At 66.6% G+C, this 15431-nt stretch carries 11 protein-coding genes; 6 read left to right on the top strand and 5 right to left on the bottom strand.

Annotated elements, in window-relative coordinates:
- Window positions 1-394: 394 nt before the first annotated feature.
- Window positions 395-1867: an ATP-binding protein gene (locus NLR35_RS26430; RefSeq protein ID WP_257169468.1), complete on the bottom strand. Its 1473-nt coding sequence runs from the start codon at window positions 1865-1867 to the stop codon at window positions 395-397.
- 363 nt (window positions 1868-2230) lie between these two features.
- Here NLR35_RS26430 and NLR35_RS26425 point away from each other — a divergent pair, with 363 nt between their 5' ends.
- Window positions 2231-4372 carry a phosphocholine-specific phospholipase C gene (locus NLR35_RS26425; protein WP_257169461.1) on the top strand — a complete coding sequence of 714 codons (2142 nt, stop codon included), beginning with the start codon at window positions 2231-2233 and terminating at the stop codon, window positions 4370-4372.
- 45 nt (window positions 4373-4417) lie between these two features.
- On the opposite strand, the gene NLR35_RS26420 is transcribed toward NLR35_RS26425, so the two are convergent.
- The gene (locus tag NLR35_RS26420; RefSeq protein WP_257169460.1) at window positions 4418-5929 is read right to left on the bottom strand and encodes an ATP-binding protein; all 1512 of its coding nucleotides are present in this window, start codon (window positions 5927-5929) and stop codon (window positions 4418-4420) included.
- 227 nt (window positions 5930-6156) lie between these two features.
- Between NLR35_RS26420 and NLR35_RS26415 the strand changes: the two genes are divergently transcribed.
- Both NLR35_RS26415 and NLR35_RS26410 read left to right on the top strand, forming a co-directional pair.
- Window positions 6157-9855: a PAS domain-containing protein gene (locus tag NLR35_RS26415; RefSeq protein WP_257169459.1), complete on the top strand. Its 3699-nt coding sequence runs from the start codon at window positions 6157-6159 to the stop codon at window positions 9853-9855.
- A complete protein-coding gene (locus NLR35_RS26410; RefSeq protein ID WP_257169458.1) occupies window positions 9848-10219 on the top strand; it encodes a response regulator in 372 nt (123 codons plus the stop codon). Before NLR35_RS26415 ends, NLR35_RS26410 begins: the two co-directional genes overlap by 8 nt.
- Before the next feature lie 55 nt (window positions 10220-10274).
- Here the strand turns inward: NLR35_RS26410 and NLR35_RS26405 are convergent, their stop codons facing one another.
- Window positions 10275-11117 carry a MoxR family ATPase gene (locus NLR35_RS26405; RefSeq protein ID WP_008964954.1) on the bottom strand — a complete coding sequence of 281 codons (843 nt, stop codon included), beginning with the start codon at window positions 11115-11117 and terminating at the stop codon, window positions 10275-10277.
- A gap of 105 nt (window positions 11118-11222) precedes the next feature.
- Window positions 11223-11468, bottom strand: a complete 246-nt coding sequence (locus NLR35_RS26400) for a GlsB/YeaQ/YmgE family stress response membrane protein (protein WP_257169457.1) — start codon at window positions 11466-11468, stop codon at window positions 11223-11225.
- A 117-nt stretch (window positions 11469-11585) separates the two neighbouring features.
- Here NLR35_RS26400 and NLR35_RS26395 point away from each other — a divergent pair, with 117 nt between their 5' ends.
- The 3 genes from NLR35_RS26395 (at window position 11586) to sseA (ending at window position 14291) form a co-directional block, all read left to right on the top strand.
- Window positions 11586-12761 carry a VWA domain-containing protein gene (locus tag NLR35_RS26395; protein WP_257169456.1) on the top strand — a complete coding sequence of 392 codons (1176 nt, stop codon included), beginning with the start codon at window positions 11586-11588 and terminating at the stop codon, window positions 12759-12761.
- A gap of 149 nt (window positions 12762-12910) precedes the next feature.
- Window positions 12911-13324, top strand: a complete 414-nt coding sequence (locus NLR35_RS26390; RefSeq protein WP_257169455.1) for a rhodanese-like domain-containing protein — start codon at window positions 12911-12913, stop codon at window positions 13322-13324.
- A 109-nt stretch (window positions 13325-13433) separates the two neighbouring features.
- Complete coding sequence (gene sseA / locus NLR35_RS26385; RefSeq protein WP_257169454.1) at window positions 13434-14291, top strand: 3-mercaptopyruvate sulfurtransferase; 858 nt, start codon at window positions 13434-13436, stop codon at window positions 14289-14291.
- Window positions 14292-14300: 9 nt separating this feature from the next.
- Here the strand turns inward: sseA and NLR35_RS26380 are convergent, their stop codons facing one another.
- Entirely contained in the window at window positions 14301-15314 is a 1014-nt protein-coding gene (locus NLR35_RS26380) for a hypothetical protein (RefSeq protein ID WP_257169453.1), read from the bottom strand.
- Window positions 15315-15431 lie beyond the last annotated feature (117 nt).

The following is a 15431-nucleotide window of genomic DNA, read 5'->3' as shown; positions in this document are numbered from 1 at the left end:
AATCGCGCGGGGAAGGCCGGGATGTTCTGGCCGAACCTGTGGTGACTGCCGCCTGCTTTTCTTCTGCAGGCGGGCCATGGGGGCGGCAGGCTCCCGGCCTTCTCCGCGCCCTCTCGTCTTTCGAGAGGGATGTGAGCGATGCATCACTCGGGCATCCGGTGCCGCGGGAAGACGATGGCTTGTCTCAAGGTCAGCCATGTGAGGCAAGGCGCCGGCCAAACTCTCCGCTGTCGTCCCGGCCTCGAGCCGGGACCCATAACCCCAGGGAGATGTTTGAGGCACGCAAGTGGATAGCGCTCTCCCAGCCACGACCGGCGGTGGCTATGGGTCCCGGCTCGAGGCCGGGACGACACTGAGGATGACGCGCGCGAGGTGGCAAACCACGCAAGCCGCCTCACGCCTCCAGCGCCGTCCGGATCATGCGCGCGAGATCGGCGCTGACATAGGGCTTGGCGAGCAGCAGCACGTCGGCATCGAGCCGCCCATGATGCACGATCGCGTTCTCCGTGTAGCCCGACGTGTACAGCACCTTCAGCCCGGGCCGCCGCTTCTCCGCCTCGATCGCGAGTTGGCGGCCGTTCATGCCGCCGGGGATGATGACGTCCGTGAACAACAGATCGATGCGCTCGGCGCTGTCGACGATCGCAAGCCCCTCGGCGGCGTTGCTCGCCGACAACGTGCGATAGCCGAGACGGCGGACCTGGGCGACGACGTAGTCGCGCACCAGCGCGTCGTCCTCGACGATCAGGATGGTCTCGTCGCCGCGGGCCACGGCGGGGCGGCCGGTCTCGGCGGCCGGCAGCTCCGGCGCGCTGGTGGCGCGCGGCAGATACAGCTTCACCGCCGTGCCGTGGCCTTCCTCGCTGTAGATCTTGACGTGGCCGTTGGACTGCTTGACGAAGCCGTAGACCATGCTGAGTCCGAGGCCCGATCCCTTGCCGACCTCCTTGGTGGTGAAGAACGGCTCGAACACCTTGTCGAGCAGCGAGGCCGGAATGCCCTCACCGGTGTCGCTGACCGCGATCAGGACGTAGCTGCCAGGCTTGGCGTCGCGATTCAGCCGCGCGTAGTCCTCGTCCAGCGTGACGTTCTTGGTCTCCAGCGTGAGCTTGCCGCCATCCGGCATGGCGTCGCGCGCGTTGAGCGCGAGGTTGAGGATCGCGGTCGAGAGCTGGCTCGGGTCGATCAGCGCCGGGGCGCTGTCATGCGCGAGCATCGATTCGATCTCGATCTGCTCGCCGAGCGTCGGACGCAGCAGGCGGGCGGCATCGACCATCAGCGCGTTGATGTCGGTCGCGCGCGGCTGCAGCGGCTGCCGGCGCGAGAACGCCAGAAGATGCCGGGTGAGGTCGGCGCCGCGCTCGGCTGCGGCGCTGATCATGCTGGCGATGCCGGCCAGTTGCGGCCTGTCCTTGACCGCGTCGGCGAGGATCTCGATCGTCCCGGTGATCACGGTGAGGATGTTGTTGAAGTCGTGCGCGACGCCGCCGGTGAGTTGGCCGATCGCTTCCATCTTCTGCGCCTGGCGGACTTGCGCCTCGTTGGCCTCGATCTCCTGGAAGCGCCGCACCATCGCCTCGGCGGCGCGACGCTGCCGGATCTCCTCCTCCAGTCGTTCGTAGGCCTTCTGCAGCACGATGCGGGTCGGCAGCACCAGGATCTGGCGCAGCATCTTGACCATGGCCACGATCACCACGACGGACACCAGAGCCAGAAGGGCATAGACGAGGCTCTCGATCCTCGCGTCCGACACCCAGAGATCGAGGATCGCGAGCAGGCGCGTGAGGCCGAACAGCGCCACGAACACCCCGAGCGCGGCGAGGGCGCCGCGGAACATGACCTCCTTCCAGCGTCGCAGGAGGTACAGGGCGATGACCGCGGAGACCGTGAAGAAGGCGCACGCGATCACCGCATTGGACACGACGTACAGCCAGAACCATCCCGGCGCCTCCGGCAGGCCCGCCGCTTGCGTCGTCAATGTCGGCATTTGCAAACCATCCTCAACAACGCAACGTGTCGCCCGCGAGACCGGGCTTCGCCTGCCCGTCGCTCAAACCGAACGGATCATTCAGCTTTTCGGCTCTGGCGCAAGACCCATGGCGGCAGCGCGGGCGCTGCTTCCGCGGCCGCTGTCAAAACCCTGCAACACTTCCTTAACCGCCCGGTCACGCGGCTGTTAACGCCGCCACCTAAGCCGCTCGACACCGTCATCACCAGGGGATTGAACGAGATGTCGAACACGATCGCGCACAACCGTCGCGAGTTCCTGCGGCTGCTCGGAGCCTCGGCCGCAACCGCAGCCCTCGGCCAGAGCATCGAGCGCGCGCACGCCATTCCGGCGTTCAACCGTCATGGCAGCATCGAGGACGTCAAGCACATCGTGGTGCTGATGCAGGAGAACCGCGCCTTCGATCACTACTTCGGTGCGATGCGGGGCGTGCGCGGCTTCAACGATCCGCGCGCCGTGAAGCTTCCGAACGGCAATCCGGTCTGGCAGCAGCCGAACGGCGCGGGCTCCGTGATGCCGTTCCGCGTCGACAATGCCGGCCAGGTCTATGTCGAGGACGTCGCGCATGGCTGGAACGACGGCCAGAGGTCCTGGAACAACGGCAACTACGACAAGTGGATCGCCAACAAGGGCACCACGACGATGACCTGCATGAACCGGCAGGATCTGCCCTGGCACTATGCGCTCGCCGACGCCTTCACGATCTGCGACCAGTATTTCTGCTCGGTGATGGGGCCGACCGACCCGAACCGCTATTATCTGTGGACAGGCTGGGACGGCAATGACGGCAAGAACGGCGGCCCGGTCATCACCAATGCCGAGGCCGGCTATGACTGGACCACGTTCCCGGAGCGCCTGGAGAAGGCCGGCATCTCCTGGAAGGTGTATCAGGACATCGGCACCGGGCTGACGGCCGCGGGCTCCTGGGGCTGGACGCAGAATCCCTGGATCGGCAATTACGGCGACAACTCGCTGCTGTACTTCCACCAGTACCAGAACTCGCAGCCGGGCAGCCCGCTGTATGAGAAGGCGTTGCGCGGCAGCAACATCGCCAATGGCGGCACGTTCGAGAATCTGTTCGACGGCCTGCGCAACGACGTCCGCAACGGTACCCTGCCGCAGGTATCGTGGATCGCGGCGCCCGAGGCCTTCAGCGAGCATCCGAACTGGTTGCCGGGTCCGGGCGCCTGGTACATCTCCAAGGTGTTGGACATCCTGACCTCGAATCCGGAGCTGTGGAGCAAGACCGCGCTGCTCATCAACTACGATGAGGGCGGCGGCTTCTTCGATCACGTCGTCGGCCCGTATCCCGCGATGTCGCAGGCCTGGGGCCAGTCCACCGTCGATGTCAGCACCGACCTGTTCGCCGGCGACGCCAATCATCTCGCCGGCCCCTACGGTCTCGGCGTACGCGTTCCGATGATGGTGGTGTCGCCGTGGTCGCGTGGCGGCTATGTGTGCTCGGAGGTCTTCGACCACACCTCGGTGATCCGCTTCATCGAGCGCCGCTTCCATCGTCATGCCAAGGATCTTTCCAAGGATCTGTTCGAGACCAACATCCCGGCCTGGCGTCGCGCCGTCTGCGGCGATCTCACCTCCGCCTTCAACTTCACCTCGCCGAACGAAGGTCTCGCGCCGCTGCCGAGCACGGCCGGTTTCAAGCCGCCGGTCTCCGACATCACCTCGGGGGCGCGCTTCGACGACTATCACCCGGTGCCGCCGGCCAAGCAGGTGCTGCCGCAGCAGGAGCCGGGCATCCGTCCGGCGCGCGCGCTGCCCTATGATCTGCGCGTCGACGGCGATGCGGATGCGGCTCACAAGACGTTCGGCATCCGCTTCGTCAATCCGGGGCAGGCGGGTGTCTGCTTCCACGTCCGTTCCGGCAACACCGCAACGGGACCGTGGAGCTACACGGTCGAGGCCGGCAAGTCGCTCAACGGCGTGTGGGACCTCGCGGCCAGCGCCGGCCAGTATGACCTGTCGGTGTACGGCCCGAACGGCTTCCATCGCCACTTCAAGGGCGGCGTCGTCTCGACGGCGGCGCTGGTCGACGTCGACACCGTTCATCTCTGCAATTGGGGCGACGACGACGATACGCGCAGCCTCGCGATCGCGCTGACCAACAAGGGCGCGAGCTGCGTGGTGACGCTCGCCGACAACTACACGGGGCGCAGCGAGCGGCATCGCCTGCAGCGCGGCCAGCGGCTGGAGACGCAGGTGCGGCTGGAGCAGACTCACGGCTGGTACGACCTGACCGTCACGACGGACAGCGATGCGAACTTCAATTGGCAGCTCGCGGGCCATGTCGAGAATGGCCGGCCCAGCATCAGCGATCCGGCGATGGGCAAGATCGCCGCGACCTGATCGCGGACAACACAGGGATGCGTCCGGAGTGATCCGGGCGCATCCTCAAGACGAAGTGGGGACGAGAGCTTGATCGGCGTCGTCCGCGTTGGGATCACCGGGAGCGGTGGCCCATGCGAGCTCGACCAGGGTGACGATGCGGCGGCCGGCGCCGTCGAGCTGGCAGACGATCAGGCCCTGGTCCTCGATATAGGTCAGCAGCCGCTGCGCCCGGCGCAGCGAATGCGAGCCGTAGGCGCGGGCGATCGCGGCATCGCTCGGACATGGGCGGCCGTCCTTGGCGGCGCGGGCGAGCATCATGAACACGCCCTGCATGTCCTCAGGGAGCAGCGAGGCGCGCAAGGTGACGTCCTGCCAGCCCGCATCGTCGGAGGTCTCGTCACCGCCGAGCCCGGCGCGGGCGCGGGTGAGCATGCGGCGGAATTCGTTGAGGTCGGGTACCGCGGTGCCGAGCCCCTCGATCCGGCAGCGGACGACGAATTCCTGGTAGAGCACGCCGACGGCGCGGAAGCCGGCGTCGGGCTCGGCCAAGACAGCGCGCAGCACGCGCTCGACGCGGGCTTTGCGCTCGGCCAGCTCCTCCTCGCTGACTTCAGGCGGCGGCGGCTCGGGACGAAACTCCAGCGCGGCGGACTTCGCCGCCATCAGCTGGTCGAGCAGCTCCGGCTGCGGCTTGCGCTGCGGCCGCGCATTCGTCTCCGGCGGCGGGGCTGCGAGGATGACGGAGCGGGCGTCCTCGAGCGACGCCTCCGGCAGCGGCATCAGCCGCGGCGTCGCATTGCGCGGCTTGGTGTCGGTCGGACCGATGCGCAGGCCCAGCGGCCGGCGCGACAGCGCGGGGCCGAGCGCCATGAACTGGCCGCGCTCGAGATCGCGGAACGCCTCCGCCTGCCGCCGCTCCATGCCGAGCAGGTCGGCGGCGCGGGCCATGTCGATGTCGAGGAAGGTGCGGCCCATGAGAAAGTTCGAGGCCTCGGCCGCGACGTTCTTGGCGAGCTTCGCCAGCCGCTGCGTCGCAATCACCCCCGCAAGCCCGCGCTTGCGGCCGCGGCACATCAAATTGGTCATCGCGCCCAGCGAGGCCTTGCGCGCCTCGTCGGAGACTTCGCCGGCCACGGCCGGCGCAAACAGCTGGGCCTCGTCGACGACGACGAGCATCGGGTACCAATGGTCGCGCGAGATCTCGAACAGGCCGTTGAGGAACGCCGCCGCGCGCCGCATCTGGTTCTCGGCGTCAAGACCTTCGAGGTTGAGCACCGTCGAGACGCGGTGGATGCGCGCCCGCTCGCCCGCGACTTGGAGGGCGCGCTCGGTGTGGTCCTCGGCCTCGATGACGAGATGGCCGAATCGCTCGGCGAGGGTGACGAAGTCGCCTTCGGGATCGATGATCGTCTGCTGCACCCAGGGCGCGCTCTGCTCGAGCAGCCGGCGCAGCAGATGCGATTTCCCGGAGCCGGAATTGCCCTGCACCAGCAGGCGGGTCGCAAGCAGTTCTTCGAGGTCGAGAGCCGCAGGCGATCCCGCCGCGGTCTGCCCCATCTCGATCGCAACCGTCATGTGCCCCGACTCAAACCCGCGTCTCGCAGAGGGTGGCGGATATCAAGTCAGGACGCGCACGTCGAGCATTCCCGGCAGCTTGTCCCGTGTTCAAGAACGGCTGTGGATGGCGCCGCGAAAGATGGAACCCACAGCCTGCGGGCCGGTTCCGCGTTCGGGCAAAGCGGCCCCCGAACTTGGCGAGTTCGCGCGTTTCACGGTATCGTGCGGCGAAAAAGGGGCAACGCGTGAACGAGCACTCGGGCGCCAGCCGTGGGACGTTTCAGGTCCTCGTCCGCGGAGCCGATTTCCTGCAGGGCGGCGGACAGATGGGAGCGCTGATGCGCGCCCATGATTGGTCGCGATCGCCGCTGGGCGCGCCGGAGTGCTGGCCGCAATCGCTGCGCACGTCGGTCAGCACCTGCCTCGACTGTGCATTCCCCATCCTGATCTGGTGGGGGCCCGAACTCGTCATGCTCTACAACGACGAGTACCGTTCGCTGCTGGGATCGCAAAAACATCCGGCAGCATTGGGGGCGCCCGGACGCGACGTGTGGCCGGAGATCTGGGACATCATCGGCCCGATGCTCGAGCAGGTGATTGCGCGCGGCGAGGCGACGCGATCCCGCGATCTGCCGCTGTTCATGGATCGTCACGGCTATCTTGAAGAAACCTACTTCTCGTTCTCCTATTCGCCGATTCGCGACGAGACCGGCGGCGTCGGTGGCGTGTTCACGCCGGTCATCGAGACCACCGCCAAGGTCGTCGGCGAGCGCCGCATGCGGACCTTGCGCGATCTCGCCGCGCGTGGTCGCGCCGAAGGCTTGCAGCATGCCTGCCGCGGCGTGGCCGATGTTCTCGCCGAGAATCCACACGACGTGCCGTTCGCGCTGATCTACCAGCTCAGCGAGGACGGGCGGTCGGCGCACCTGCTTGGCGCCGCCGGCGTGCAGCCGGGCAGCGCCATCGCGCCAGTGCATATCGCTCTCGATGATGGTGGGGCCACGTTTTGGCCGATCCGGGCGGCGGCGCACACGGTGGCGCCGATCCGCGTCGCGCTCGACAGCGCGAGCTTTCCCGATGTGCCGAGAGGCGCCTGGCCGGACCCGCCACGGATGGCGCTGGTGCTGCCGGTCACGACGGGACGCGAACGGCCTACGGCGATGCTGATCTGCGGCGCGAACCCACGCCGTGCGCTGGACGGCGAGCACCAGGGCTTCTTCGAACTGATGGCAACCCAGCTCGGCAGCTCGTTTGCCGAGACGCTCGCCTATGAAGACGAGCGGCGGCGCGCCGAGACGTTGGCCGAACTCGACCGGGCGAAGACGGCGTTCTTCGCCAATGTCAGCCACGAATTCCGAACGCCGCTCACGCTCATGCTAGGGCCGCTGGAAGACGTGCTGTCGCGCCCGCAGGGACCATCGCCCGCGGACCGCGGCAGCCTGGAGATCGCACAGCGCAACGCCCTGCGGCTGCTCAAGCTGGTCAATTCGCTGTTGGAGTTCTCGCGAATCGAGGCGGGTCGGATGCAGGCCGCCTTCGTGCCGACCGATCTGGCGAGATTGACGGAGGAGATCGCCAGCGTATTCCGCTCTGCGATCGAGGCTGCGGGCCTGAAGCTGATCGTCGATTGCCCGCCTCTCCAAGAGCCCGCTTATGTCGATCGCGAGATGTGGGAGAAGATCGTCCTCAATCTGCTCTCCAACGCGTTCAAGTTCACCTTCACAGGCGAGATCGAGGTCAAGCTGCGCGCCGTCGACGACACGATCGAGCTCACCGTTCGCGACACCGGAACGGGCATTCCGCAGCATGAATTGCCGAAGCTGTTCGAGCGCTTCCATCGCGTGGCGGGCGCGGATGGCCGAACCCATGAAGGCTCGGGAATCGGGCTTGCGCTGGTGCAGGAGCTCGCGAAGCTGCACGGCGGATCGGTCGGCGTCACCAGCGCACTCGGACGAGGCAGCATCTTCACGGTTCATGTGACGCAGGGGCGGAGTCATCTTCCGCCCGGGCAGGTCGATGTGCCCGCAACGCAGGAGCCGATCGTGCTCGGTGCGCGCGCCTTCATCGAGGAGGCCCTGCACTGGCTGCCGGACGCGCCTCCGTTCGTCGCGCCGCCCGTTTCCGACATGGACGGCGCGGCCCCCTCCGGCCAGCGGACCGTCTCGCGCGCCCGCATCCTTCTGGCCGACGACAACGCCGACATGCGCGACTATGTCCGCCGATTGCTCGCGACACATTACGATGTCGAGGCGGTCGGCGATGGCGAGGCGGCCCTCGCGGCCATCGCCAGGGCGAAGCCTGATCTTGTCCTATCGGACGTGATGATGCCGCGGCTCGACGGCGTTCAGCTGCTCGCACGCGTGCGTGCCGATGCGCAGGTCAGCACCATTCCCGTCATCCTGCTGTCGGCGCGTGCCGGTGAGGAGAGCCGTGTCGAGGGCATGCAGGCGGGCGCCGATGACTATCTGATCAAGCCCTTCAGCGCGCGTGAGCTGCTGGCGCGGGTCGAAGCCCATCTCAAGATGGCGCGCCTGCGTGCTGAAGCGACCGAGCGTCTGCGCGCCAGTGAAGAGCGCTTTCGCGCCTTCGTCACCGCGAGCTCCGATATCGTCTATCGCATGAGCCCCGACTGGACGGAGATGCGCTATCTCCAAGGCAAGGATTTCATCGCCGATACGATGGCGCCGAACCAGCGCTGGCTGGCCAAGTACATCCATCCGGACGATCAGCCGCAGGTCATGGCGGCCATCACCAGGGCGATCGAGGCCAAGAGCGTCTTCGAGTTGGAGCACCGTGTCATTCGCATCAACGGCACGCTGGGCTGGGCGCATTCGCGTGCCATTCCCATGCTCGGCAGTGACGGCGAGATCGTCGAGTGGTTCGGCGCCGCGCGCGATATTACCGAGCAGAAGCAGGCCGAATACGAACTGCGCAAGAGCGAGGAGCGCCTGCGCAGCGCGGTCGAGGTCGGGCGGCTCGGCCTGTGGGATTGGAACGTGGTGACCGGCGAAGTCTACTGGTCGGACGAGCACTTCCGCATGGAAGGCTATGGTGTCGGCGAAGTGACGCCGAGCTACGAGGCCTGGACGGTGCGGCTTCATCCCGAGGATCGCGCGGAGACGGAGACGGCGTTGCGCCGGGCGATGGAGGCGCGCGACGAATATGTCCGCGAGTTCCGCGTCGTGCACCCGAACGGCTCGATCCGCTATCTCTATGGTCGCGGGCGCTTCTTCTATGACCAGGCCGGGCATGCGATCCGCATGACCGGGGCGATGCTCGACGTGACCGGGCGGCGCGAATGGGAGGAACGGCAGAAGGTGCTGGTGGCCGAGCTGCAGCATCGCACCCGCAACCTGTTGGCCGTCGTCCGCGCGATGGCCGACAAGACCGCGCGCGCCAGCACGGACCTCGCCGATTTCCGCGCGCGCTACCGCGATCGGCTGGACACTCTGTCTCGCGTTCAGGGGCTGCTATCGCGGCTCAATGAGCACGACCGCGTCACCTTCGACGACCTGATCCGCAGCGAGCTGTCCGCGGTGGCCGGTGGTTCTGAGCGCATCGAGCTCGCTGGCCCCTCAGGCGTGCGGCTGCGCTCGTCGACCGTGCAGACGCTCGCGATGGCGCTGCATGAGCTTGCCACCAACGCGGTCAAATATGGTGCGCTGGCGCAGCCGTCGGGCCGTCTGGCGGTGGCCTGGTCGCTCGAGCGTCACGGCGCGGACGAAAGACCCTGGCTGCACATCGACTGGCGCGAAAGCGGCGTCGACATGCCGCCCCCAGGCGCCGTGCCCGGCGGCACCGGCCAGGGGCGCGAACTGATCGAGCAGGCCTTGCCCTATCAGCTCAGCGCCAGGACGTCCTACGCATTCGCGCCCGATGGCGTCCGTTGCACGATATCGATCCCCGTTTCGCTCACGACATTGGAGCTCGAGGAGCATGCCTGAACGCTCGCTTCGCGACCGACACATCCTCATCGTCGAGGACGAATACATGCTGGCTGACGAACTGCGCTGCGCCTTCGGAGACGCGGGCGGCACCGTCCTGGGTCCGGTCGGAACGGTTCCTGACGCGCTCGACCTGATCAAGCGAGAGCAGCGGATCGAAGGCGCCGTGCTCGACGTCAATCTGCGCGGCGAGATGGCGTTCCCGGTGGCGGATCTGCTGGTGGAACGCGGCGTCCCCTTCGTGTTCACGACCGGCTATGACGAGTCGATCATTCCCGACCGGTTCTCGAACATTCTCCGCTGCGAGAAGCCGATCGCGGTCGACGGCATCGTCCGTGCGCTCGGGCGCATGGTCGGACCTTGAACGGGGGAAGCGGATGCTTCGCCCCGTCAGCTCTGCGGTGCGATCGACCGAAGCCTCAGACCTCGCGGCGGCTGAGGAAGGCGAGCCGCTCGAACAGATGCACATCCTGCTCGTTCTTGAGCAGCGCGCCGTGCAGCGGCGGGATCAGCTTGCGCGGGTCGCGCTCGCGCAGCTGCTCGGGGCCGATGTCCTCGTTGAGCAGCAGCTTGAGCCAGTCGAGCAGCTCGGAGGTCGACGGCTTCTTCTTCAGGCCGGGCACGTCGCGCACCTCGAAGAAGATCCGCAGCGCTTCCTCGACCAGGCGCTTCTTGATGTTCGGGAAGTGCACGTCGACGATCCGGCCCATCGTGTCCGCGTCGGGGAACTTGATGTAGTGGAAGAAGCAGCGGCGCAGGAACGCGTCGGGCAGCTCCTTCTCGTTGTTGGAGGTGATGATGACGATCGGGCGCAGCTTGGCCTTGATGGTCTCGTTGGTCTCGTAGACGTGGAATTCCATCCGGTCGAGTTCGAGCAGCAGGTCGTTGGGAAATTCGATGTCCGCCTTGTCGATCTCGTCGATCAGCAGCACGGGACGCTGCTCGGCGGTGAACGCTTCCCACAGCTTGCCGCGCTTGATGTAGTTCTTGATGTCCGACACACGGCTGTCGCCGAGCTGGCTGTCGCGCAGGCGGGAGACGGCGTCGTATTCGTAGAGGCCCTGCTGGGCCTTGGTGGTCGACTTGATATGCCAGGTGAGCAGCGGCGCGTTGACGGCCTTGGCGACCTCCTCGGCCAGCACGGTCTTGCCGGTCCCGGGCTCGCCCTTCACCAGCAGCGGACGCTCGAGCACGATCGCCGCATTGACGGCCACTTTGAGGTCGTCGGTGGCGACGTAGTCCTGGGTACCGGTAAATTTCATCGCGCCTCGCTTACGGATCGAACTTGTGTTGGTCGAACTTGTGTTGAGTGGCTACGCCGCGGCAGCGGCATTTGAAATGATGGCTGCCATCGGAAGCAGAAATAATCAAGCGCGCCGGATCAGCGAGAGGATCACGAGCACGATGACCGCGCCGATCGTGGCGTCCAGGATCGCTCCCAAGGTGCCGCTGGCGAGCGCAATGTGCAGCGCCGGCAGCACGTAGCTCGCGACCAGGGCGCCGATGATGCCGACCACCATGTTGCCGATCAGGCCGAAACCGGCGCCGCGCACGATCAGCCCGGCGAGCCAGCCCGCGATGGCGCCGATGATCAGCGCTGCAATGATACCCATGAAAACCCCCATTCCATCTGTGGTTCCTGCGATTGTAGAGCAAAAAGCCGTCCGGTCCAGGCCGGGCGCTCAGGAGCGGCCCTTGACGTGCCCGCCGGGCCGCGCGATCTAATGGGCATGTTCCTGCAATTCTTCACAGCACTGCGCGACGCGCAGGTCCCGGTCTCCTTACGTGAATATCTCACGCTGATGGAGGCGATCGACGCCGATCTCGCCGAGCATTCGGTCGAGAACTTCTACTACCTGTCGCGCACGGCACTGGTGAAGGACGAGCGCAATCTCGACAAGTTTGATCGCGTGTTCGGCAGCGTGTTCAAGGGATTGGAAAATCTCCTGGATGCGATGGAGAAGGCTGAGATTCCCGAAGAGTGGCTGAAGAAGCTGGCCGAGAAGTACCTCACCGAGGACGAGAAGAAGGAAATCGAGGCCATGGGCTGGGACAAGCTCATGGAGACCTTGAAGAAGCGGCTGGAAGAGCAGAAGGGCCGCCACCAGGGCGGCAACAAGTGGATCGGCACGGCCGGCACGTCGCCATTCGGGGCCTACGGCTACAATCCGGAAGGCGTCCGCATCGGCCAGGACAAGAACCGCAACAACCGCGCCGTGAAGGTGTGGGACCGTCGCGAGTTCAAGGATCTCGACGGCAATGTCGAACTCGGGATCCGCAACATCAAGGTGGCCCTGCGGCGCTTGCGGAAATTCGCCCGCACCGGCGCTCCGGACGAGCTCGATCTGGACACCACGATCCGCGAGACCGCCAATCACGGCTATCTCGATGTGCACATGCGGCCCGAGCGGCGGAATGCGGTGAAGGTGCTGGTGTTCTTCGACATCGGCGGCTCGATGGATTCGCACGTCGCCCAGGTCGAGGAATTGTTCTCGGCGGCGAAGAGCGAATTCAAGCACATGGAATATTTCTATTTCCACAACTGCCTCTATGAGGGCGTGTGGAAGCAGAACAAGCGGCGGTTCACCGACCGTACGCCGACCTGGGATGTGCTGCACAAATATCCGCACGACTACAAGGTCGTGTTCGTCGGCGACGCCTCGATGTCGCCTTACGAGATCATGGTGCCCGGCGGCTCGGTCGAGCACGTCAACGAGGAGCCGGGCTCGGTGTGGCTGGATCGCGTCATCCGCACCTATCCGCATACGGTGTGGCTCAATCCGGTGGCGCAGAAGCACTGGGACTATTCGGAGTCGACCACCCTCATCCGCCGCATCTTCTCCGAGCGCATGTATCCGATCACGATCGAAGGGCTGGAGAATGCGATGAAGGAGCTGGTGCGATGACCGTCATTCCGGGGCGGTCGCGACAGCGACCGAACCCGGAATCTCGAGGTTGTCTGATAAGCTCTGGATTCCGGGTTCGCTCTGCGCGCGCCCCGGAATGACGGCGAAGAAGACGGCGCTCCGCAACGACGGAGCAGGGAGGTTCGAGAATGCCCCAGACCATCACCCGCGGCATCAAGGCGCTGCTCGACGAGGCCAATGCCGAGATCGAGACGCTCTCCGCAGCCGAGGCTGTCGAGGCTGCCAAGCGTGACGATGTCGTGATCGTCGACATCCGCGATCCCCGCGAGATCGAGCGCGAAGGCAGGATCCCAGGGGCGTTCTCATGCACGCGCGGCATGCTGGAGTTCTGGATCGACCCGCAGAGCCCCTATGCCAAGCCGATCTTCCAGCAGGACAAGACGTTCATCTTCCACTGCGCCGGCGGCCTGCGCTCGGCGCTCGCGGCCAAGACGGCGAAGGACATGGGACTGAAGCCCGTCGCCCATATCGGCGGTGGCTTTGCCGCGTGGCGCGAGGCCGGCGGTCCGGTCGAGGCGTGGGCGCCGAAGAAAAAGGATTGAAACCTGCCCGTCACACGCGGGCTTGACCCGCGTGTCCATCGCTTCAAGAAGATGGATCGCCGGATCACGTCCGGCGATGACGATTTGAAAGTGACGCTGGAGCCAAGCCATGACCCCTCCCAACGACCCGCTCGTCACCACCGACTGGCTCGCGGCGCATCTCGGCGACCCCAAGGTCAAGGTGCTCGACGCGACCTTCAAGATGCCCGGCGTGCTGCCCTTGCCGAAGGACGACTATCTGAAGGCGCATATTCCCGGCGCCGTGTTCTTCGATGTCGACGAAGTCTCCGATCATTCCAATCCTCTGCCGCACATGTATCCGGGCGCGGAGCAGTTCGGCCGTGACGCGAGCCGGCTCGGTGTCAGCAATGGCGATACGGTGGTGGTCTATGATGCCGGCGGCTGGGTCGCGGCGCCGCGGGCGTGGTGGATGTTCCTGTCGTTCGGCCACAAGGATGTGCGCGTGCTCGACGGCGGGTTGAAGAAGTGGATCGCCGAGGGGCGGCCGGTCGATGGCGGGCAGGTGACGCCGGCGCTCGGCAGCTATCAGGCCACGTTTGATTCCGCCCGCGTGCGCAGGATCGAGCAGATGGTGGCCAATCTCGCAGGTCATGCCGAGCAGGTGATCGACGCCCGCCAGGCGCCGCGCTTCGCCGGCGAGGTCGCCGAGCCCCGGGCCGGCCTGCGCTCCGGTCACATCCCCGGCAGCCGCAATCTGCCTTATTCGGAGCTGTTCGACGCCCCGACCGGGGTCATGAAGCCGCTCGACGATCTGCGCAAGGCGTTCGGTGCGGCCGGCGTCGATCTCGCCAAGCCGATCGTCACCTCCTGCGGCTCCGGTGTCTCGGCCGCGGTGCTCACGCTGGCGCTGTACCGCCTCGGCATCCGTGACACCGCGCTCTATGACGGCTCGTGGTCGGAATGGGGTGTCGAGAACGGCCCGGCGGTTGCGACGGGGCCGGCCTGATCGACGCCTCTATCGCGTGCGCGGAGCGGCCGCCTGCTGGCTGATGGCTTGCGGCTGCGAGAAGGGCTGCCCGAACGGATCGGGGAACGCCTGCTGTTGCTGCTGCTGTTGGGCCGCCGCCTGCCGCGCCGCCCTGACCCGCTGCGCGATGCGCCGCTGTTTGGCGCGCCGTGTCGCAAGCTGCTTCTCGCGCGCCTGACGCTTCTTCAAGATGCTCCGGCGCAGCTGGACGCTCGCAATCTTCACCGAGGCGCGATGCTCGGCCGCTGCGGGACGTTCCTGGTGCACCGGCTGCTCGGCGAGCGCCGCAAGCTTGGCGGCGATCGGATCGAGCACGGTCGCGGCCGGCGCGGGGATGGCGGCTGACGGCGTCACCACAGCCATCATCGGATCGGCGCTGGCCAGCACTTGAGGAGCGCGCGGCGACGATGGAATCGGCGCCGGCGCGGCATCGCTCGCGACCGCGGGCGCCGATTGCGCCGCAGGCTCCGACGCAATGTCCATCCGCGGTTTGTCGGTCGCCTTCTCGACGGCGGCGACAGTGACCTCCGCGACCGCCGGATCCGGCTTGGCGTTCTCGGTGGCGACCTCGAGTGCGGCGGCCGGCCTCAGCGCAATGGAGGCTTTGCTGGTGTCGACGGTTTCTGCCGGCAGCGAGGGTGTCGGCAATGCGGCGGCTTCCGTGACAGCGGCGACATCGACCTTCTCAGGCAGCGATGTCGCGGTCTGCGGCGCGCTCGACTGTTCGACCGGCGTTGCCGCGGTCGCCACCGGTGTCTCGACAGCGACGGCCGGCGGCGTCACTGGCGGGCTCGGCTCGACCCGCAGCACGGCCAGAACGGGCGCCGGCTCGGCCGGCGGCAGGAATGTCGTGAAGCCGGACGCCTGCGTCGAGCGCCAGGACGAATTGCTGGCGAACTGCTCATGGGCGGCGCGCAGCAGGGCAGCAGCGCCCATGCCGAAGACGGTGAGAGAAATGGAGCAGACGATCGCGGCGACGAGGAAACGAAAGCCGGGAAGCATTGACGGAAACTCTCCGCCACGGCAGCGGGACTGCCGAGACATTCGAGCCAGTAGGGAACGCGGTGATCACAGGGAATGGCCGCGTTCGCGACGGGGCCGGCTTCTGCCGAGCATCGC

The sequence above is a fragment of the Bradyrhizobium sp. SRS-191 genome, from assembly GCF_024586915.1.
Classification (GTDB): Bacteria; Pseudomonadota; Alphaproteobacteria; order Rhizobiales; family Xanthobacteraceae; genus Bradyrhizobium.
Note: the sequence above shows the minus strand (reverse complement) of the source record. Positions and strands in the feature narration are given on the sequence as shown.

Coding starts and splice junctions, on each gene's coding strand:
- NLR35_RS26425 (WP_257169461.1), top strand. CDS start 2,231: ATGTCGAACACGATCGCGCACAACCGTCGCGAGTTCCTGCGGCTGCTC.
- NLR35_RS26420 (WP_257169460.1), bottom strand. CDS start 5,929: ATGACGGTTGCGATCGAGATGGGGCAGACCGCGGCGGGATCGCCTGCG.
- NLR35_RS26410 (WP_257169458.1), top strand. CDS start 9,848: ATGCCTGAACGCTCGCTTCGCGACCGACACATCCTCATCGTCGAGGAC.
- NLR35_RS26405 (WP_008964954.1), bottom strand. CDS start 11,117: ATGAAATTTACCGGTACCCAGGACTACGTCGCCACCGACGACCTCAAA.
- NLR35_RS26400 (WP_257169457.1), bottom strand. CDS start 11,468: ATGGGTATCATTGCAGCGCTGATCATCGGCGCCATCGCGGGCTGGCTC.
- NLR35_RS26395 (WP_257169456.1), top strand. CDS start 11,586: ATGTTCCTGCAATTCTTCACAGCACTGCGCGACGCGCAGGTCCCGGTC.
- NLR35_RS26390 (WP_257169455.1), top strand. CDS start 12,911: ATGCCCCAGACCATCACCCGCGGCATCAAGGCGCTGCTCGACGAGGCC.
- sseA (WP_257169454.1), top strand. CDS start 13,434: ATGACCCCTCCCAACGACCCGCTCGTCACCACCGACTGGCTCGCGGCG.
- NLR35_RS26380 (WP_257169453.1), bottom strand. CDS start 15,314: ATGCTTCCCGGCTTTCGTTTCCTCGTCGCCGCGATCGTCTGCTCCATT.